Origin of the sequence: Sphingomonas glacialis, from assembly GCF_006439055.1 — a bacterium.
Lineage (GTDB): Bacteria > Pseudomonadota > Alphaproteobacteria > Sphingomonadales > Sphingomonadaceae > Sphingomonas > Sphingomonas glacialis_A.
Genome location: NZ_RCZC01000007.1, coordinates 206655 through 224502 on the forward strand (window position 1 = coordinate 206655; position 17848 = coordinate 224502).

The 17848-nt window shown below is 66.7% G+C and carries 17 protein-coding genes and 1 pseudogene; 6 read left to right on the forward strand and 12 right to left on the reverse strand.

Annotated features, from left to right (window positions below; translation table 11 throughout):
- Nucleotides 1-9 precede the first annotated feature (9 nt).
- The 4 genes from EAH76_RS19255 to EAH76_RS19270 form a co-directional block, all read right to left on the reverse strand.
- Nucleotides 10-921: an amino acid--[acyl-carrier-protein] ligase gene (locus EAH76_RS19255; protein WP_140851892.1), complete on the reverse strand. Its 912-nt coding sequence runs from the start codon at nucleotides 919-921 to the stop codon at nucleotides 10-12.
- A gap of 1 nt (nucleotide 922) precedes the next feature.
- A complete protein-coding gene (locus tag EAH76_RS19260; RefSeq protein ID WP_206667908.1) occupies nucleotides 923-2137 on the reverse strand; it encodes an acyl-CoA dehydrogenase family protein in 1215 nt (404 codons plus the stop codon).
- Entirely contained in the window at nucleotides 2127-2378 is a 252-nt protein-coding gene (locus EAH76_RS19265) for an acyl carrier protein (RefSeq protein WP_140851893.1), read from the reverse strand. The genes EAH76_RS19260 and EAH76_RS19265 overlap by 11 nt, the downstream gene beginning before the upstream one ends.
- A gap of 94 nt (nucleotides 2379-2472) precedes the next feature.
- Complete coding sequence (locus EAH76_RS19270; RefSeq protein ID WP_161989099.1) at nucleotides 2473-3297, reverse strand: WecB/TagA/CpsF family glycosyltransferase; 825 nt, start codon at nucleotides 3295-3297, stop codon at nucleotides 2473-2475.
- A 131-nt stretch (nucleotides 3298-3428) separates the two neighbouring features.
- Between EAH76_RS19270 and EAH76_RS19275 the strand changes: the two genes are divergently transcribed.
- Nucleotides 3429-5063, forward strand: a complete 1635-nt coding sequence (locus tag EAH76_RS19275) for an FAD-dependent oxidoreductase (RefSeq protein ID WP_194151046.1) — start codon at nucleotides 3429-3431, stop codon at nucleotides 5061-5063.
- Entirely contained in the window at nucleotides 5060-5989 is a 930-nt protein-coding gene (locus tag EAH76_RS19280; protein WP_140851896.1) for an NAD-dependent epimerase/dehydratase family protein, read from the forward strand. The genes EAH76_RS19275 and EAH76_RS19280 overlap by 4 nt, the downstream gene beginning before the upstream one ends.
- On the opposite strand, the gene EAH76_RS19285 is transcribed toward EAH76_RS19280, so the two are convergent.
- The 4 genes from EAH76_RS19285 to EAH76_RS19300 all read right to left on the reverse strand — a co-directional run bounded on the left by EAH76_RS19285 (nucleotide 5920) and on the right by EAH76_RS19300 (nucleotide 10913).
- Nucleotides 5920-7272 (reverse strand): lipopolysaccharide biosynthesis protein, encoded by a 1353-nt coding sequence (locus EAH76_RS19285; protein ID WP_140851897.1) that lies wholly within the window; start codon nucleotides 7270-7272, stop codon nucleotides 5920-5922. The genes EAH76_RS19280 and EAH76_RS19285 overlap by 70 nt on opposite strands.
- Nucleotides 7262-8881, reverse strand: coding sequence for a glycoside hydrolase family 44 protein (locus EAH76_RS19290; protein WP_140851898.1), 1620 nt, complete (start codon nucleotides 8879-8881; stop codon nucleotides 7262-7264). The genes EAH76_RS19285 and EAH76_RS19290 overlap by 11 nt, the downstream gene beginning before the upstream one ends.
- The gene (locus EAH76_RS19295; RefSeq protein WP_140851899.1) at nucleotides 8881-10089 is read right to left on the reverse strand and encodes a hypothetical protein; all 1209 of its coding nucleotides are present in this window, start codon (nucleotides 10087-10089) and stop codon (nucleotides 8881-8883) included. Before EAH76_RS19295 ends, EAH76_RS19290 begins: the two co-directional genes overlap by 1 nt.
- Nucleotides 10090-10160: 71 nt before the next feature.
- Nucleotides 10161-10913 carry a polysaccharide biosynthesis/export family protein gene (locus EAH76_RS19300; protein ID WP_161989100.1) on the reverse strand — a complete coding sequence of 251 codons (753 nt, stop codon included), beginning with the start codon at nucleotides 10911-10913 and terminating at the stop codon, nucleotides 10161-10163.
- Nucleotides 10914-11050: 137 nt separating this feature from the next.
- Here EAH76_RS19300 and EAH76_RS19305 point away from each other — a divergent pair, with 137 nt between their 5' ends.
- The gene (locus tag EAH76_RS19305) at nucleotides 11051-13261 is read left to right on the forward strand and encodes a GumC family protein (protein WP_241659798.1); all 2211 of its coding nucleotides are present in this window, start codon (nucleotides 11051-11053) and stop codon (nucleotides 13259-13261) included.
- 48 nt (nucleotides 13262-13309) lie between these two features.
- Here EAH76_RS19305 and EAH76_RS19310 read toward each other — a convergent pair whose 3' ends face one another.
- Together EAH76_RS19310 and EAH76_RS19315 are read right to left on the reverse strand one after the other, a co-directional pair.
- On the reverse strand, nucleotides 13310-13708 hold the full coding sequence (locus EAH76_RS19310) for a (R)-mandelonitrile lyase (protein ID WP_140851901.1): 399 nt from the start codon (nucleotides 13706-13708) through the stop codon (nucleotides 13310-13312).
- A 61-nt stretch (nucleotides 13709-13769) separates the two neighbouring features.
- A complete protein-coding gene (locus tag EAH76_RS19315) occupies nucleotides 13770-14753 on the reverse strand; it encodes an aldo/keto reductase (RefSeq protein WP_140851902.1) in 984 nt (327 codons plus the stop codon).
- A 111-nt stretch (nucleotides 14754-14864) separates the two neighbouring features.
- Between EAH76_RS19315 and EAH76_RS19320 the strand changes: the two genes are divergently transcribed.
- Complete coding sequence (locus EAH76_RS19320) at nucleotides 14865-15764, forward strand: LysR family transcriptional regulator (protein WP_140851903.1); 900 nt, start codon at nucleotides 14865-14867, stop codon at nucleotides 15762-15764.
- A 12-nt stretch (nucleotides 15765-15776) separates the two neighbouring features.
- Here EAH76_RS19320 and EAH76_RS19325 read toward each other — a convergent pair whose 3' ends face one another.
- Together EAH76_RS19325 and EAH76_RS19330 are read right to left on the reverse strand one after the other, a co-directional pair.
- Entirely contained in the window at nucleotides 15777-16280 is a 504-nt protein-coding gene (locus EAH76_RS19325) for a peptide-methionine (S)-S-oxide reductase (RefSeq protein WP_140851904.1), read from the reverse strand.
- A gap of 363 nt (nucleotides 16281-16643) precedes the next feature.
- Nucleotides 16644-17087 (reverse strand): hypothetical protein, encoded by a 444-nt coding sequence (locus tag EAH76_RS19330; protein ID WP_140851905.1) that lies wholly within the window; start codon nucleotides 17085-17087, stop codon nucleotides 16644-16646.
- 250 nt (nucleotides 17088-17337) lie between these two features.
- Here EAH76_RS19330 and EAH76_RS19335 point away from each other — a divergent pair, with 250 nt between their 5' ends.
- Together EAH76_RS19335 and EAH76_RS24325 are read left to right on the forward strand one after the other, a co-directional pair.
- Nucleotides 17338-17529 carry a hypothetical protein gene (locus EAH76_RS19335; RefSeq protein ID WP_140851906.1) on the forward strand — a complete coding sequence of 64 codons (192 nt, stop codon included), beginning with the start codon at nucleotides 17338-17340 and terminating at the stop codon, nucleotides 17527-17529.
- Nucleotides 17530-17646: 117 nt separating this feature from the next.
- Nucleotides 17647-17848: pseudogene (locus tag EAH76_RS24325) on the forward strand (IS110 family transposase); the annotation flags it as partial.

Genomic DNA, 17848 nt, shown 5'->3' on the forward strand with positions numbered 1-17848 from the left:
GCGCCACGGTTAGCGCAGCGCGAGCGTCTCGCGGACACCCGCGGGCCACTGGTCGAGGTCGAAGCCGTGATGGCGCAGCAGTGCGAGCACGAGCCGCTCCATGCCGAACGCGACGCAGGCGGTCTGCGCGGCGTTGCCGTCCGGCGTGCGCATGTCCCACGTGTCGCCGAAATAGCTCATGTGGTAGTTGAAGCTGAGGCACGCGGTCGGACCGGCGCCGTCATTGACCGGGATCAGCAGCTCGAACTTGAGGTTCTGCATCCGCTGGCTGTCGGCCATCAGCTTGCCCGCGCGGCCGAAGAACGGATCGTTGGCGACATCGACCTCGAACGGAAGTTCAAGCGAGGTCGCGAACGCCTGACCGCGCTCCATCCATTCCTCGCGGAACGCCAGCACCTGCGCGGGCGTGCCGATGCGGACATATTCGCGCATGCGGAACAGCTGCATCCGGGTCGGCTCGAGCGACGGCTCGTGACGGAAGCAATAGGAGGCGACATCGACGAGATGTCCCGCATCCGCCAGCACGCCGCGCTTGGCGACGATCGGATAGACCGCATAGCAGGCCGCCGGCGTCAGCACGATGTCGGCGGGTTCCTGCTTCCCCATCCAGTCCTCGCCGCGCTCCATCTGGCCCATCAGCGCATGATGCGCGCGGTCGTCGCCGCAGAAGCAGTGCACGGTCCCCGCGAAATGCGGGAAGTTCTTCATATAGCCGCTCTTTTCGAACGTCGTCTGCGCCATCGCCGGCGGGAAGCGCATCACTTCGGCGCCCGAGCCGCGCCCGAAATTGGTGATGGCGTGCTCGAGCCCGTCATACACCGCCTCGAACGTGCCGTTGCGGCCGAACAGCCCATCGACGCCGGTCGGGAAAAGAATGCCCTCGGCGATCAGCCGCGTGCGAAAGCTCGTCTGCATGTCCATGTCAAAGAGTCCCCAAATCGGATCGCTGTGCGAGGAGCAAAGCCCCTGTATTCCCCGCGATGCGGTCATTGCTGATCATCAGCTGCGCCGACAGGATGTCGCGCAGATGCCGTCCGACGCTGAAGTCGGTGCCGTTTTTGTAGCCGGCCATGCCGCACACGAGCAGCGCCTGGAGCACTGCGCGGTGGCACATTTCCGATACGTCGTGCTTGAGCATGTTCATCGCCGTCGCGCGGGCCATGCCGCCGGGCCAGCCGGCGTCTTCGGTCGACACGATCTTGCGCTCGGCATCGCCGAGCGCGTGGCAGGCGTCATATTGGCCGAGCAGGATGTGGATGCGGCCCTGCATCATGTCGAGCAGCCCCGCCGCCTGCATCAGCCGCGCCGCGCCGGGCGGCACGACACCGGGCTGGCGTCGCGCCGACGCGCGCAGGAAGCTGCGCGCGCGTGATACCGCGTCGGCCGCGATGCCGGTCCACACGCCACCCCATAACAGGTGCGAGACCGGGACCATCGTATCGGCTGCGATATCCGCGAATGGTACGGGCAGGATCTGGTCGGCATGGCCATGCGCGGTGAAGCTGCCACCGCTGCTGCACGTCCCGCGCATTCCCAGCGCATCCCAGCTGCCGGTCACCTCCAGCGTGCCGTCGGCGCGTGGGATGGTGACGATGACCTGATCGGATTGCGGCGCATCCGCATGCGCGCGCGCGGTGACGAGGAACACGTCGGCGTAAGCACCGTAGGATACGGTCGGGGCCTGCTTGGTCAACGCGAAGCGGCCGTCCGCCACCTCGACCGCGCACAGGCTCGAGCGCATGTCGCCGCCGATGCCGACTTCCGACGTGATCGAGGCGAGCAGCAATTGCTCCTCGGCGATACGCCGGGCGAAGGTGTGGTGCCAATCCTGATCGAGCCCGTGATCGAGCACGCAGGCGACCTGGATCTGGTGCATCGCATAGATCATGCCGGTCGAGGCACAGGCGCCGGCGATCTTCTGGCATTGGCCAGCGACCTCGGCGAGCGTCGCGCCGTGGCCGCCGAGGGCCCGCGGCACCATCGCGCCGAGCAGGCCTTCCTCGCGAAGCGCCGCCATCGCCTCTGCCGGGAATCGCCCCTCACGATCTACCGAATCGGCATGCGCCGCCGCGACCGCCACGACGCGAGCGAGCCGCTCGGCCGCGAGCTTTCCGCCTAGCGCCGGATCATGCAGCAACGCGGTCGCCCTTCAATTCGGTCACCGCCGCGAGCAGCGTGGCGATGCTGCCGAAGGTGGCGCGGGTCATCAGCCGGTCGGGAAATTCGAGGTCGAACGCTTCCTCGAGCGCGAGCATGACCGTCACCGTCGCGAACGAGGTCAGCCCCGCGGCGAACAGATCCTGATCGAGCTTCACCTGTCCGACTGGGACGACGAGGCCACCGACCTCGGCCAGAATGTCGCGAATCTGCTGTTCCATAGTGCGGGCCTTCGAGATGGAGAGTTGGCAGGACGTCGGGGCATCTCCTCCCGGCGAGATGCGTCGTTATTGAGCGATCGATATCGCGGTCGGGTTAAGATTGGATAACCCGACCGAAACGATCCCGACCGCGGAGATCGTCGAGGATCGCGGCGAGGAAACCGACCGCGCTCGGGCCGTAGCGCCGCAGCATCCGCTTGGGCGCCAGCACGATCCGCCACGCCCATTCGAGGTTGAGCGACACGATCAGGCCGGGCGGGCGGGTCGTCAGCCCGAGCGCGATCTGGAAGGCCTGGCCAACGCACAGCGCGTGGCAGGGCGGCAGGAGCGCGCGGTGGCGGTGGGCGAACAGCTCGCTGCGCGGCGCGCCGACGCAGAGGAACAACAGGCTGGTCTCGAACCGCGCGATCTGCGCGGCGAGACCGGCGCAATAGGACGCGTCCTCCTCGAACCCGAAGGGCGGAATGACGAACTCGGCGGCGACGCCGGGGAGGGCATCGGCGATCCAGCACTCGATCGCGGCCTGGGTTTGCGCGCCGTCGATGACGAAGAACAAGCGGTGGCGCGCCAGCAGATCGGGATAGGCCATCATCCGCTCGATCACTTCGCGGCCGGTCACTCGTGCGGGCACGTCGTGTCCGCGCCACCGGGCGTAGCGATAGACCGGGAACCCGTCGCACACGACCAGCTCTGCCGCGGCGAGCAGGCTTGCGAATTCGGGATCTTTGCGCGCGATCGCGATGTGCTGGATATTCGGCGTGACGAACAGCGTCGCCCCGTCGCGCGAGGGGGCCGTCAGGATGTGACGCGCACACGCATCGACGTCGAACGAGGATAGCTGCATTCCCAGAAAACGCCGGGCATTGCTTTCGCTATCGGGCGGCGCTGCCCGCCACGTCGGTCCTTCAACGTTCTTCATGGCCATTTCCGTCGCGATGATCGGTAAGCGATCTAGCGCGGCGGTCGTTAATATTTCACCGAAGCGCCGCGGCGGCGACGGTTAACCTCGATGAAGCCTTTGCCGGCTATCGCGGGGGCGTGATCGTGAACATGACAGATTTGCCGGATACGCCCGCCATCGCGGGCAGCGTCTGCGTCGTCGGGGCAGGGCCCGTCGGCATCGCACTGGCGTTGCGGCTTGCCGAGCTCGGGCGTGACGTCGTGCTGCTCGAGGCGGGCGGCACGACGCACGACGCGAGCAAGCAGGATGCCTATCGCGGCACCGTTACCGACCCTGCATTGCATTATCCGCTCGACGAATATCGCGAGCGGCGGCTCGGCGGGACCAGCACGATCTGGGGTGGGCGCTGCATGCCGCTCGACCCGATCGACTTTGCGCCGCGCGACTGGATCCCCGACAGCGGCTGGCCGATCGGTCCCGATGCGCTCGCCGCCTATTACCCTGACGCCAACCGGCTGTGCGAGGCCGGCGCGTTTGCCTACACGCTCGACGCGGCGTTTCCCGACGTGCGCAAGCCGATGATCGCCGGATTTGCCGGACAGCATTTCACCAGCGACACGCTCGAGCGGTTCAGCTGCCCGACCGATTTCGGCAAGCGCTATCGCGATCGGCTGGCGCAATCGCCGCGGATCCGCGTGCTGCTCGGCGCCGCAGTGACGCACATCGCGCTGAACGCCGACGGCACCGCGGTCACCGGGCTGAGCGTGCGCACCGATGCTGGCGCGACGGTTCCGATCGTGGCGCAGGCGTATGTCCTGGCGACCGGTGGCCTCGAGACTGCGCGGCTGCTGCTCGCCAGCCGCGACGTCCAGCCGAGTGGCATCGGCAACGCGCACGACGTCGTCGGGCGCTATTACATGTGCCACCTCGCCGGCACGATCGGCGCGTTCCATGCGACCGGCGCGGTCTGGCACGGCTACGACATGGCCGCCGACGGCAGCTATTGCCGCCGCCGCCTGGCGCTGACCGCCGAGACGCAGACCGCGCAGCGCATCGGCAATTTCGTCGCGCGGCTGCACCATCCCAGGATCGCGGATCCGGCGCATGGGGCGAGCGTGCTGTCGGCTTTGTACCTTGGCCGAATGCTGGTCCCGGCGCATTATCGCAAACGCCTCGCCGATGAGGGGGCGGGCGGCATCGCCACCACCGCGCGCCACGCCTGGAACATCGCGCGCGATCCGCTGGCGGTTGCGGGCTTCGCCAAACAGATGCTGGTCGATCGTCGGCTGGCCGAGCGCAAATTCCCGTCGGTCGTGGTCGCGCCCAAGAACAACGTCTACAGCCTCGATTTCCACGCCGAGCAGGAGCCTCAGCCCGACAGCCGCGTGACGTTGGGCGAGGATCGCGACGCGTTCGGCATGCCGCGGCTGACGGTCGATTGGCGCTACACGCGCGGCGATGTGACGACCGTCCAGACCGCGCTCGCCTTGCTGAGCGACGATCTCGCACGCTCGGGCTGTGGCCGCTTCGACTTTGACCCCGACATGGTCGAGACCGAGATGACCCGGTACGGCGCCTATGGCGGTCACCATATCGGCACCGCGCGGATGGGCGACGATCCGCGCCGCAGCGTCGTCGACAAGGACTGCCGCGTCCACGGCATCGCCAATCTCCACCTTGCGGGCGCAGCGGTCTTCCCGACGTCGAGCCAGGCCAACCCGACGCTGACCGCGGTCGCTCTGGCGCTGCGCCTTGCCGACCGGTTGCAGGTCGGCGCGGCATGATGCGCGTACTCGTGCTGGGGGCCGACGGGTTCGTCGGCCTTCGCGTCGCCAGGGCGCTTGCGGCGAGCGACTGGGCCGTCCCGGTCGTCGGCTGCCGGCGCGCCAATGCCGCCTGCCGCTTGGAGCGCATCGTGCTCGATGCGACCGACCGGGCTGATCTGCGCCAGGCGGTCATCGGCATGGACGCGATCGTTAATTGCGTCGCGGGCGATGCACGCACGATCGTCGCCAATGCCGATGCGCTGTTCCACGCGGCGGCCGACCGGCGGATCGTCCATATGAGTTCGATGGCGGTCTATGGCTCGGCGATCGGCATGGTCGCCGAGGATGCCCCGCTGCTGCCCGATACCAACGCCTATGCCGTCGCGCGCGTCGAGGCCGAGCATCTGGCCGAGGCCGCGCATAATGTCGTGATGCTGCGGCCGGGCTGCATCTATGGCGCCGGCAGCGCGCAATGGTCGCGGCGGATCGCCGATCTGCTGACGTTGCGCCGGATCGGGGATCTCGGCGCGAACGGCGACGGGGGCAGCAACGTCGTGCATATCGACGATGTCGTCGCCGCGATCCTGTCGGCGCTGCGCACGCCCGAGGTGCGCGGTCCGGTCAACCTCGCCATGCCCGATGCGCCCGACTGGAACGGCTATTTCCTCGCCTTCGCGCGCGCGCTCGGCGAAGTGCCGGTGCGGCGCGTGCCGGGCTGGCAATTGACGCTCGACACAAAGGGCCTCGCGATCCCGCTCAAGCTCGCGGAAAAGCTTACCGGCCGCTTGCCGCCGCCGATCCCGCCGTCGCTCGCGCGGTTATGGCGGCAGGATATCCGGCTCGATCCGACGCGCGCGAGCGTCGCACTTGGGGTTCAGTGGACCCCGCTCGCGGTCGGGCTGGCCGAGGCCGCTGCCTGGCTCCGCCCGCGCAGCGACGCATAGAGCGCGCCGAGCGGGAAGAAGCCGAGCCGCTTGCGCGCGACCAGCGTCGCGCCGATCGCATTGAACACCATCGTCCCCGAGACCGCCAGCGCCGCGCCGTCCGCGCCCATCTGCGGCGTGAACACCGTACAGCCGACGACCAGCACGCTGAAGGCACCGAGGTTGAGACGGAACAGCGCGCGCGCGTAGCCGGTCATGCCGAGCAGCTCGGGCGTGGTCGTGGTCAGCGTCACCGCCAATTGCCCGACGAGCAGGATCCGCAGCGTCGAATCCGCCGCGGCATAGCTCGTCCCGAACAGTTGCAGGATCCGCACCGCCTCGATGCTCACGACCAGGATCGGGATGATGGCGAGGGTCAGCGCGAAGCCCAACGCCTTGGCCGCCTCGCGCTGCAGGCCGAGCTTGTCGTCGAGCGCGTAGAGCCGCGCGAACCGCGGCGAGACCATCGACGAGACGCTGCTGACGAACATGTAGATGACGAGCACGACGCGCCACGCAATCGCATAGAGCCCCGCCTCGGCCGTCGGCGCGAAGACGCCGAGCGCGAAGGTCGGCGCGGCGCTGATCAGCAGTTGCACGAACTCCGCGCTGAACAGCGACGCGCCGATCCCGAACAGCGGGGCAGGGGCCACCCGCGGCGCATCGGCCACAGCCCGCGGCATCGCTGCGTACAGCATGCCGCATCCGATCACCGTCGCCCCGACCATGCCGAACGCAATCGCGAGCAAGGCGTTGGCGGCGTTCATCGGGATCAGCAGCACCGTCAGGCAGAAGAGTGCGGGCCACAGCCAGGTATAGACGATCTGGCTGAGCGTGACCTTGTGCAGCCCGGCCAACGCCCCCGCCGCGACGCTGGACATGTTGAGCGGGATAATCGTGAGCGCGCCGACCAGGAACAGGGCGGTCAGATCGGGCTTGCGCAGGATTAGGGTCGCCAATGGCCATGCGAGCGCGAGCGCGACCAGCGTCAGCCCGAGCGACATCGCGCCGACCAGCCGGAAGGCGCGGAACATCGCAGAGCGCGCCGCGTGGACGTCGCCCACCGCCAGCACGCGCGCCATTTCGCGCGTCAGCGCGCGGTCGACGCCCATCCGTCCGAGCCCGCCTGCGATCGTCATCACGCCGTACACGATGTAGAACGCACCGACCTCTGCCAGCGGCAGACGGAGCGCGATCAGCAAATGCATGCCATAGCGACACGGCAAATCGATCAGCCGCGTCGCGACCGTGACGAGCGCCCCGCCGTGTTGCGCGCGCAGCCGCGCGAGACTTTCAGGACGCATCGGGACGGACCTCGAACAGGGTTACGCTTTGTGGGGGCAAGGTGGCAGCGATCGCCGCGTCGCGGTAGCGCGTCGGGGGCAGCTGGATCAGTCGCCCGTCTGCGACGCGCGCGCCGGTGATGCTCCCCGCGCGCGCGAAATGCGCGAGCGAGATCCGGACCGGCGCCGGATGGTTGGCGCGCTTGTTGATCGCGACGACGGTGAGCACCCCGTCCTTCGCGCGCACCGCGGCAAAGGCGGCGACGGTGTCGGGATCGGGCGCCTGCGCTGCCACGCTGGTCTCGCCGAAGCCGGCCTGTGTGCCGTGCGGATTGCGGAACAGCTTCATCGCGAGATAGATCGGCGTGCCGCGGGCCGGCGCCATCCAGCGGGCCGCCATGTAGACGCCCTCGCGCCCGAAGATGCCGAGGATGTCGGCTTGGGCGGTGGCGCCGTTCATGTGGCCGTCGGCACCCCAGCTATATTCGGTGATCGCCAGGGGGGTGCCGGGATAATAGCATTTCGCGCTCCAGTCGCGCAGGCGCGGGATCAGCGCGACACGGTCGGCGATCCAGCTTTCATCGGTATAGGCGCGGTCCCACAAGGCGCGGGTCGAGCGGTTGCGCCGCGCCTGCATCGCCGGGGACACATCGTCCTGGCCCTCATGGAATTCGCCGCCCTGCGGGTAATAGTGCACGCTGAGGATATCGATCGGGTGCCCGGCGCGCTTCCACTGCGTCAGCAGCCACGGCAGCAGGTCCATCCCGCCGGTCTGGTCGCGGCGGTCGGGCAAGTCGCGATAGCCGTGCGCCTCGCCCGCCTGCTGGTCGAAGCCGCTGTAGCGATAGCCGTTCCAGCCCCATTCCTCGGGTGCGAGCACCTTTGCCGACGGATCGGCCACCTTGACCATTCGTGCATAGGCGATCGTCGCCTGTGCGATCTCGCGCGCGTGGAGGCCGACCGGATGCACGTCGCGGTGGATGTCGTGCCAACGGCTCGGTTCGTTGTCGAGCGCGTAGAAGGGGACGCCGCCTTGCGCCGCTTCTCCCCATTTCGCGACGAGGCTGCGGATCCACGCCTGCTGGTTGGCCGGGGCATCGGGCTGGGCTGCATCGTGCGGATCGTTGCCGACGATCGGTCGGCCCGCGGGGGTGTTACCATTGCCGGCGTCGGGCAAGCCATCGCTGTCGCGCGCTTCCTGCGCGCCATATTTCGAGATCGCAAAGCTCGCCTGCTTGCCGCCGCCGGGCGCCAGCTTCGCGACCCAACCGATCATCGGCACGGTAACGATCGGCGCGGCGCCGCCCGCGCGCGTCTGCGCGATGAAGCGCGTGCCATATTGTGCGGGCTCGCCCGGGGTGACGGGCATGCTCTCGAAATACCAGTCGCGCCCGGCGTTGCGCGCCTCGCTGCGCCAATCGTAGAGCGAGGCGCTGTTGCCGCCCGAGCGGTTGGCGGCAAGGCCGAGATCGGCGATCGTCGCTGTATCGGCAAAGCTCGCGCCGTAGATGAGCGGGCTGATCGGATGGCGGTCCGCCGCAGCGTCGATCGCGATCACGGCGGGGCCGTCGGGTACGGACGGCGCGAACGATGCGAGCAGGGGCGCTGCCACGAAGAGCCAAAGCCGCATCACTGCGTCGCCAGCGGGGTTCGCGTCCGGTCGAGCGACAGGACATAGACCGCGATCGCCATGATGATCGTCAGTTCGCCCGGCGCCATCGTCATCGGGAACATCTCGGATATCAGCATCGCATAGAGCAGATAATCCTGCAGCGCCGCGAGGAACGGGTCGTCGCGCAGCGCGCGCGCCTGCCGCACCAGTGCGAACCCGCGCGCCGGGATCGCCAGGATCAAGGCGGCGCCGACCAGGCCGAATTCGAACAGCACGCCCATCCAGGTGATGTCGGCGAGGAAGAAGAAGTGGTTGAAGTATGTCATCAACCCGGCGGGATCCATCGGGCTGATCGTGCCGACGCCGAACAGCCAGGCGAACGGATTGGTGCCGAGAAAGTCGATCGCCTTGATCGTCGTCGTCATGCGCACGTCGAACGCGAAGCTGCGATCGGTGCTGAACACCGATGCGACATAGGGCACCGAGAACAAGGCGGCGATCCCGAACGGCATCAGCGCGACGAGCGCGATGCGCATCTTGGGGGTCGCCGCGACAAAGGCGTTGATCGCCGCCATCAGGACCAGCCCGAGCACGATCGAGCGCATCTTGACGAGCGCGAACACGATAGTGAAGCCGATCCCGGCGAGCAGCAGCCAGTGCGGCTTGAGAGCGGTGAGAAAGCGGCGGTAGCAATAGAAGATGCCGATCAGTCCGAAATACATCGGCATGCGGATGCGGTTGCCGCGGCTGTCGGCGCCGAGCAGCGGGGAATCGCCCGCGACATAATGCTGCGAATAGGCCGATTGCGGCGCGAGCCGCCAGATCAGCAGCGTGACGATGAAGGTGAGGGCGGCGATGATAAGGAAGCTCGTCGCCAGCTCGCGCAGTGTCGGCCGCATCCAGCGCAGCAGGCCGAGGAACGAGAAGAAATACAGGATCGGCAGCAGCTTCACCTGCGCCGTCAGCCCGACGAAGAAGGTCTGCTGGAAGGTCATCGTCGCGATGAAGGTCGGCACCAGCAGCAGCCAGGCGAAGGTGACCAGCACCTGCCGCGCCCCGGCCGGACGCGGCCCCGCGAACAGCAGCAGCGCGAGCGGGAGCGAGGCGAGCGGCCACAGCTTCGACAGCGCCCACAGCGCCGGGACCGCCTTCACATAATGGAAGCTCTGCCCGAACAGCGGCAGCACCAGCACCAGGATCGCGACATGCGTCCAGCGGTTGGCCATGGCCGAGGGTGTGGCCTCACGCGGCATCGGCGCCAGCGACGCGGTCTGCTCCGGAAAGGTCGATACGGGCGTCACCTGCTGGTGACGGCGCCGACCGCGGCATTGCCCAGATTGTAGTTCAGGCCGCGGCTGAACGGCAGGACCTTGTTGATATATTGATCGACCCACAGATCGACTTCGGCGATCGAGGATTTGGGCACGAAGACGATGTCCTGCGAGCGCAAGCCGGCGTCGCTCGGCGGGCCGTGCTTCAGATAGGCGCGCAAATCGACATAGTGCATTTGCGGCGTGCCCTCGGGCCCGCGCCGGATGACGACGATGCGCTTCGACTTGGCGGTATCGAGCAACCCGCCGGCGGTGATGATCGCGCGGAAGGCATCCATCCCGCCGGTCAGCCGCACCGCGCCTGGCGTCTTCACTTCGCCGCCGACGAAGACGCTGGCGCCATATTGCGTGATGGTCAGCGAAGGCTTGGCATTCTCGACGATCCCGTCGCGCCGCAACGTCGTCGCGATCGTCTCGGTCGCTTGCGATACCGTCATGTTGGCGATCGCGATCGTGCCGACTTGCGGCAACGTGAAGCGGCCGTCCGGCCCGACCGGCCCGGCATGATCGAGCTCGCCGTTATAGGGGAATTTGACCGACAGTTCGTCGCCGGGCCCGAGGCGATATTCGGGTTCGAGCTGGCTTGTCGCCATGTCGGCCCCAACAGCCTGCGCGCCTGCGACGCCCGGCAGGCCGATGCAGCACAGCGCCGCCACCAACGCCACGGCGCGCGCGCGTGCGCCGCGCGGAGATGCGACGAAAAGAGGGGAGCCGCTCACGATCGATCCTTCCATGAACATGGCGATACTTGCAGCCCCGGCTTACCGGGGAAGGCTTAACGGAAAAATAATCGCGTTGGCCGATAGAGGGGCCGCAGCTTTACTGCAGTGCGCCAACTATACCGAGCAACTGACGAATGCAGGATTTCATGACATCCGCGCGGCTGGCGGCGCGACAGCAGGAGCTGCAGGCGGAGCGGACCGGCAATGCTGGCGGGATGGCACTGCGCGACTTGCTCAACAGCGTGTTCTACCACAAGCGCGCGGTCGGCATTGTGGCCGGCGTGGTGCTCCTGCTCGGCGTGCTCGCGGCGATCGTGCTGCCGCCAAGCTACCGCGCCGAGGCGCAATTGCTGCCGCTCAGTGCCGGCGTGTACGACATGCAGACCGCCAATGGCGGGCCGTTGCCGAGCCAGGTGCTCGATCCCGCCGCGGTCGCCAATGTCGAGATGCAGCTGCTCACCAGCCTCGAAATTCACCGCGCGGTCGTGCGCAAGCAGCTCGGCCCGCAAGCGAGCGCGGCCGACGTCGATACAGCGCTCAACCGTTTCGATTCGCATCTCCACGTCACCAAGGTTCCCGACGCGAACGTCATCGAGCTGAGCTATACCGCGGGCGACCCGAAGGTCGCGGCGGACGCGCTGCGCGCGCTGCTTTCCGAATATTTCCGGAGTCGTGCCAACGTCCTCACCTCGGGCCGGGTCGGCTATCTCGTCGGGCAACGCGACAAAGTGAAAGCGCAACTCGACGCCGCCAACGCGCAGATCGCGACCTATCAGCAGGAGAATGACGTCGTCGATGTCGCCGCGCAGATCGCCGGCGCGGTCACGCTCGACGACACGTTGCGGCAGCGCAAGCTCGAAACCGACGCCGCGATCGCCGATGGCCGCCAGAGCCTCGCCGCGCTGCAGTCGAGCGTGCGCAGCGTGGCGCCGCAGGTCGAACTGTACAGCGATAATACCGAGGCGGCGCGCGCGATCGGCGAGATGCAGGCGTCGATCATCACGCTGCAAAGCAAGCGCGCCGATCTTGCCTCGCGCTACATGAAGGACGCGCCGATCGTGGTGCAGGTCGACAAGCAGATCGCCGGACTGCAGGCGTCGATCACGCGCCAGAAGGCGACGCTGGCGATCACGCGACGCACCGGGCGCAACCAGTTCTTCGACACCGCGCAGGACCGGATCGCGCAGGCGCGCGCCGCGGTGGCGGGGGCGGGGGCACGACGCAGCACGCTCGACGGGCAATTGGCCTCGTCGAACGCGCGGCTCAAGAGTCTCGTCGCGATCGCCGATACCGTCGGACGCTTGCGCCTGCAGCGCGATGTGCTCGCCGACACCTTCAAGACCTTGTCGACCCAGGTCGAGCAAGCACGCGTGCAGCTCAACCAGGCGAGCGGCGAAGGTGGCGCCAACGTCCGCGTGATCGAGGCGCCGACCGAACCGAGCAAGCGCAGCAACCCGCCGTTGCTGCTGATTGCAGGCGCGCTGGTCGCGGCGATCCTGCTCGCCGGCGTGACGCTGCTGGTGGTGACGAGCATGCGCGACACCTTCCTCACGCCACCCGAGGTCGAGCGTGCGCTCGATCTGCCGGTGTTGAGCGCCCCGCTCGGCACGCTTGCGCCGGGCGTGGCTCAGCGCGAATATCGGAAACTGATCGCGGCGGTCGATGCGGCGGGCGGGGGTGGGAGCCGGACGATCCTGTTGCTCGCGCCGCATTCGCGGATGAGTTTGCAGAACGCCGCGCTCGGCCTTGGCGAGGCGCTCAACCATCGCGCACCCGGCCAGGTCGTGCTCGTGCGCTTTGCCGAAGACGTGCCGGTACTGGCGGACGGCGCGGAGCTGGAGATCGAGGTCTATAAGGGCATCGCCACCGCCGTGATCGGCATCGGCCGCGATGTCAGCCCCCGCCTGGACGGTGGCGCGCTGGCCGACCTCAAGGCACGATATGCCTATGTCGTCGTCACCGCGCCGCCGACGACGCTGTCGTTCGAGGGCATCGAGCTGTCGCATACGGCGGATCACGTGTTGCTGGTGCTCGAGGCGGAGGCGACGCGGCGCCCGGTCGCGAAGGATCTGCTGTCGCAGGTGCTCGATGCCGGCGGTCCGGTTATCGGCGCGGTTCTGCTCGGGCGCCGTCACTATATTCCGCAGTGGCTGTACGGCTTGCTGCTCGAACGCGGATCGCTCGGCAAACGCCCGTCTGCGGCCGAGGATCTGGCGGCGCGCACCCGGCGCCCTTTCGACGTACCGGCCTCGGAAGGTCCCCGGGAACCCGCCACCACCCTTTATGGGCGGTTCCTGCAGCGGCTCCAATTGGGAGCAGCCGTTCGCGGGTTGCGCGCGGAATGACCGAGACTTAGCGCTAACGGGAGTCGCTGTCGGACGTGGTGGCCGAGCTCAGTCGCCGCCAGCGGCATATTCGGCGTCGCTGACCTGCTCCAGCCAATCGACCACCTTGCCATCCTGCGCTTCGGCGATCGCGATATGGCTCATCGCGCTGCGCGGCGCGGCACCATGCCAATGCCGCTCGCCCGGCTCGAAGAACACGATGTCGCCGGGCCGCACCTGCTCGACAGCGCCACCCTGGCGCTGCACGAGGCCCAATCCCGTCGTGACGATGATCGTCTGACCGAGCGGATGCGTGTGCCACGCGGTCCGCGCGCCCGGCTCGAACGTGACCGTCGCACCACTCAGCGCACCGCTGCCCTTGAACGGCGCATCGATGCGCACCCGGCCGGTGAAATACTCGGCCGAGCCAGGGGCCGAGGCGATGTCGCCGCTACGCGTGATCTGCATGATGGGGAGTTCCAGAATTCGAAAGGGTAGGGGACGGGGCGACTCGCGTCACCGGTTACCATTACCGCCCTTGGCGGTCGCGGATCGCCGCCGGGTAGCGCTCGCCGATCAGGGCGATCGGCGAAAGCGCAGCGTCGATCTCGCGCAGATCCGCTGCGGAGAGGGTAACGCTCGCGCCGCCGATATTCTCCTCGAGGCGGTGCAGCTTCGTCGTGCCGGGGATCGGAACTATCCACGGCTTCTGCGCAAGCAACCAGGCGAGCGCGATTTGCGCGTTGGTGACACGGTGCTTCGCCGCGAGCTCGCTGACGCGATCGACCAGCGCCATGTTGGCCGCGCGGTTCTCGGCCTCGAAACGCGGGACGACGGCGCGAAAGTCGCCATCCCCGAAGGGCGTCGTGGCGTCGATCTTGCCCGTCAGGAAGCCCTTGCCGAGCGGGCTGAACGGCACGAAGCCGATGCCCAGTTCCTCGAGCAGCGGTAGGATCTCCTTCTCGGGCTCGCGCCAGAACAGCGAATATTCGCTCTGCAGCGCGGCGACCGGCTGCACGGCATGCGCCGCGCGGATCGACTGGACGCCAGCCTCGGACATGCCGAAATGCCGCACCTTGCCGGCCTCGATCAGCTCTTTCACCGCCCCCGCCACATCCGCCATCGGGACATTGGGATCGACGCGATGCTGGTACAGCAGGTCGATGCGATCGGTGCGGAGGCGCTTCAGCGCCGCCTCGGTCACCGCGCGAATGGTGTCCGGGCGGCTGTCGACGCCCTTCATCGCATCGCCGTCGAGGAAACCGAATTTGGTAGCGATCACGACTTCGTCGCGGAAGCCGGCGACGGCTTCGCCGACAAGCTCTTCATTGGCACCCAGGGCATAGGCCTCGGCCGTGTCGAAGAAGGTGATGCCGCGGTCGAACGCGCCACGGATCAGCGCGAGGCCGGTCGCCGTATCGGTGGCAGGCCCGTAGCCAAAGCTCAGGCCCATGCAGCCCAGTCCGAGCGCTGAGACCTCGAGGCCACTTTTTCCAAGGATACGCTTTTCCATCGTCCGTCTCTTTCTGCAGCAGCTCTGGCTTTCGATGGAGCCTAGATACGGGCTGCAGACTTTTCCGATTAGCCGCTATATCTGGCATGAGGTCATACTTTAGGATCATGAATGCAGCGCGAAGAAGCCGGCGATCTGCTGGCGTTCATGGCCGTCGCGGGGGAACGGAGCTTCACGCGCGCCGCGGCGAAGCTCGGCACGTCGCAATCGGCGCTCAGTCACACGGTGCGCCGGCTGGAAACCCGGCTCGGTCTGCGGCTTCTGGCGCGGACCACCCGCAGCGTCGCGCTGACCGAGGCCGGCGAGCGCCTTTTGCGGACGATCGGGCCGGCCTTTGCGGAGATCGACGGGGGGCTGGCCGCATTGGGCGACCTGCGCGACAAACCGGCAGGGACGATCCGCATGACCACGTCGGAACATGCCGCGCATAGCGTGCTCTGGCCGGTGCTCGGTCCGCTGCTGCGCAGCCATCCCGACCTGCATATCGAACTCGCGATCGATTCCGGCTTTACCGATATCGTCGCCGAGCGCTTCGACGCCGGCGTGCGGCTTGGCGAGTCGATCGCCAAGGACATGGTGGCGGTGCGGATCGGCCCCGAATTGCGCATGGCTGTCGTCGGCGCGCCGTCTTACTTCGCCCAGCATCCGAAGCCAAAGACGCCGCAGGACCTGGCCGAGCAGCGCTGCATCAACCTTCGCTTGCCGACGGCGGGCGGCCTGTATGCGTGGGAATTGGAGAAAGGCGCGCGCGACCTGCATGTGCGAGTCGACGGCCAGCTCGTCTTCAACAGCATGCGGATGATCGTCCGCGCGGCGCTCGACGGTCTGGGCCTGGCGTGCGTGCTTGAAGATCTGGTTGCCGAGCAGCTCGCCAGCGGGGCGCTCGTCCGGGTGCTTTCGGACTGGTGCCCGCCCTTTGCCGGCTACCACTTATACTATCCCAGCCGCCGGCAACCGTCCGCGGCCTTCGCCTTGGTGGTCGAGGCGCTGCGCTATCGCGAAGGTCCGTAGCAAAGCCGCGGCCTATGGCTCGCGAGCCGCGGCATCAGGGAGCGCGACGTCGGCGAAATGGCGCCGGATATAGTCGAGCTTTGGGTCGATGTAGCGGCGGCAGAACGGCCTGTTCGGGTCGGTCCGATAGTAGTCCTGATATCGCGCGTCCGACGGCCTGAAGCCCAGGACGTCAAGCACCAGCGTCCGCGCCGCCTCGCCCGATTCTTCCGCGAACCGGTCGATCGTCCGCTGGGCTTCGGCGCGCTGTGTTTCCTCGAAGACGTAGATCGCGCTGCGATACCGCCCACCGGGCGAGTAGCTTCCGGTCGCGGAATGGGTCCGGAGATGGACTTCGGCGAGGGTCACGAGGCTGATGATGCCTGGGTCGAAGCTGAGGATCACGCCTTCCGCCCAGGCATCCCAGGGCGCGGGCGATTGGATGAAGCCCTGATCGACGTGAACGACGCCGCGCAAAGCCTGGAATACGCCCTCGGTGCACCAGTGGCACCCGCCGCCAAAGCCGATCTTTTCCACTGCGAACCTTCCGCGTCCGTCGTAACGGGGTTTATGCTGGATCTGTGGTGCTCGGGCGCGAGCCGCAGGTCTTCCAGCGATCTCACGCCTTCAGCGGTTTGGTCGCTGTCCCCATGTCACCCGTTCCGGGCACACCTCTATCACTGGGTTGTCGGGGGTGGAACGCGCCTGATGCCGCAGTTGGGTGATCTCGACCTGGGTCCGGGCCTCGCTTCAAGAAGCGCCGCCACTGGCTTGGGGCTCAACCGTGCTTGGTGACTGACGATAGGCGACACATCCGTTTGTCGAGGTCTTAGACTCATGATGCGGTCATTCCGCTTCCAACCCAAGTTCGGACGCTCATTTGCGGAGTCCCAACACCGGTCAACTGTAACTTAAAAGGCTTTCCCCGTCGTACAGCCATCGGCCTTCAACATCTCTCCGGTAGCGTACCGCCATCGTGCCGCCCGCCAGCGGCCCATAGGCATCGTCTGCGTAGAAGGTCGCACGATCGCCGCTAGTCGTTATGACAGGAGCGGATATGCTCAGAATTGCTACGGAATAGTCCGTTCCTTTGGCTAGTGCTTCGATTTGAGCATCGTCATGCAGAATATTGTTCGTGGTCAGCCACGCGCGAACCTCCGGGCAATGGCTTACAACGCTCGCGGATCGAACATCTGCTTCCGCAAGCATTTGCTGTATATCGACTTTCCGTGCCAGTTCTGGACTGTGCCTTAATAGATCCGCTATTTCTTTTCGTGACGGAGCCAAACGTGTTCGAACCATGATTGCGATTGGACGTGACGCCCCCGCTTTGAACTTCTTCATGTATCCAAGAGCGATAGCACACGACGGTTCTGATAGCGGATATCGCGTATCGGGCGCCCAGCAGCCCGCAAGCCAGATCACCATAACACCAAGACAGAAAGAGCGACGCGGGATCATGGGGCTAGATTTCACCTCGTCGGGCAAATTAGCAATGACCGTTTGAACGAGCCCTCCTATTGGACTCCTAAAATTGGCGAAGGACCTGTGCCGACCACTTGCGGACACTCCCAAGCGCTGACTATCGTCACTTATGATCGTCTGGCTCATTATCACTGTCGTGTTGCTAATCTGGAACGCGGTCTATTGCGGTCTCAAGATAGCTGCCGACTTTCGAGGGCCGAAACCGGCAAGTGGCGTGTGGGGAATGTTTGCGCTCGCGGGCGTGCTATCCATGATTGTCATGGCGGTGATAAGCGTAGGCATCGCCGCTTCCGGAATCTAGCGGATTGCAGAGCGTCCGCTTTCCATCTGTGGACATCCGGTAATCGCGCGCAGGCTTAGGTGATAGCGTAGCGATTCGGGCGACGAGCCCGATGTGCTCTGACCATCGGAGGCTATCATGATGCGGTTTGTGGGACTGGATATTTCGCAGAAGACAACGGCTGTTTGCGTTATCGACGGGAGCGGCGCGCGCATTTGGCGCGGGCAATGCCTTTCGACGCCAGATCAGATTGATGTGGTCATTCGTCAGCACGCCGACGAAAATGCCCGGATTGGGATCGAGACGGGTCCAATGACGACGTGGCTAGTGCACGAGTTAC

Bases quoted from the DNA above. Each gene is read 5' to 3' on its own strand.
- EAH76_RS19255 (WP_140851892.1), bottom strand. From the start codon at position 921: ATGGACATGCAGACGAGCTTTCGCACGCGGCTGATCGCCGAGGGCATT.
- EAH76_RS19265 (WP_140851893.1), bottom strand. From the start codon at position 2,378: ATGGAACAGCAGATTCGCGACATTCTGGCCGAGGTCGGTGGCCTCGTC.
- EAH76_RS19270 (WP_161989099.1), bottom strand. From the start codon at position 3,297: ATGAAGAACGTTGAAGGACCGACGTGGCGGGCAGCGCCGCCCGATAGC.
- EAH76_RS19275 (WP_194151046.1), top strand. From the start codon at position 3,429: ATGACAGATTTGCCGGATACGCCCGCCATCGCGGGCAGCGTCTGCGTC.
- EAH76_RS19280 (WP_140851896.1), top strand. From the start codon at position 5,060: ATGATGCGCGTACTCGTGCTGGGGGCCGACGGGTTCGTCGGCCTTCGC.
- EAH76_RS19285 (WP_140851897.1), bottom strand. From the start codon at position 7,272: ATGCGTCCTGAAAGTCTCGCGCGGCTGCGCGCGCAACACGGCGGGGCG.
- EAH76_RS19290 (WP_140851898.1), bottom strand. From the start codon at position 8,881: ATGCGGCTTTGGCTCTTCGTGGCAGCGCCCCTGCTCGCATCGTTCGCG.
- EAH76_RS19295 (WP_140851899.1), bottom strand. From the start codon at position 10,089: ATGGCCAACCGCTGGACGCATGTCGCGATCCTGGTGCTGGTGCTGCCG.
- EAH76_RS19305 (WP_241659798.1), top strand. From the start codon at position 11,051: ATGCAGGATTTCATGACATCCGCGCGGCTGGCGGCGCGACAGCAGGAG.
- EAH76_RS19310 (WP_140851901.1), bottom strand. From the start codon at position 13,708: ATGCAGATCACGCGTAGCGGCGACATCGCCTCGGCCCCTGGCTCGGCC.
- EAH76_RS19315 (WP_140851902.1), bottom strand. From the start codon at position 14,753: ATGGAAAAGCGTATCCTTGGAAAAAGTGGCCTCGAGGTCTCAGCGCTC.
- EAH76_RS19320 (WP_140851903.1), top strand. From the start codon at position 14,865: ATGCAGCGCGAAGAAGCCGGCGATCTGCTGGCGTTCATGGCCGTCGCG.
- EAH76_RS19330 (WP_140851905.1), bottom strand. From the start codon at position 17,087: ATGAAGAAGTTCAAAGCGGGGGCGTCACGTCCAATCGCAATCATGGTT.
- EAH76_RS19335 (WP_140851906.1), top strand. From the start codon at position 17,338: ATGATCGTCTGGCTCATTATCACTGTCGTGTTGCTAATCTGGAACGCG.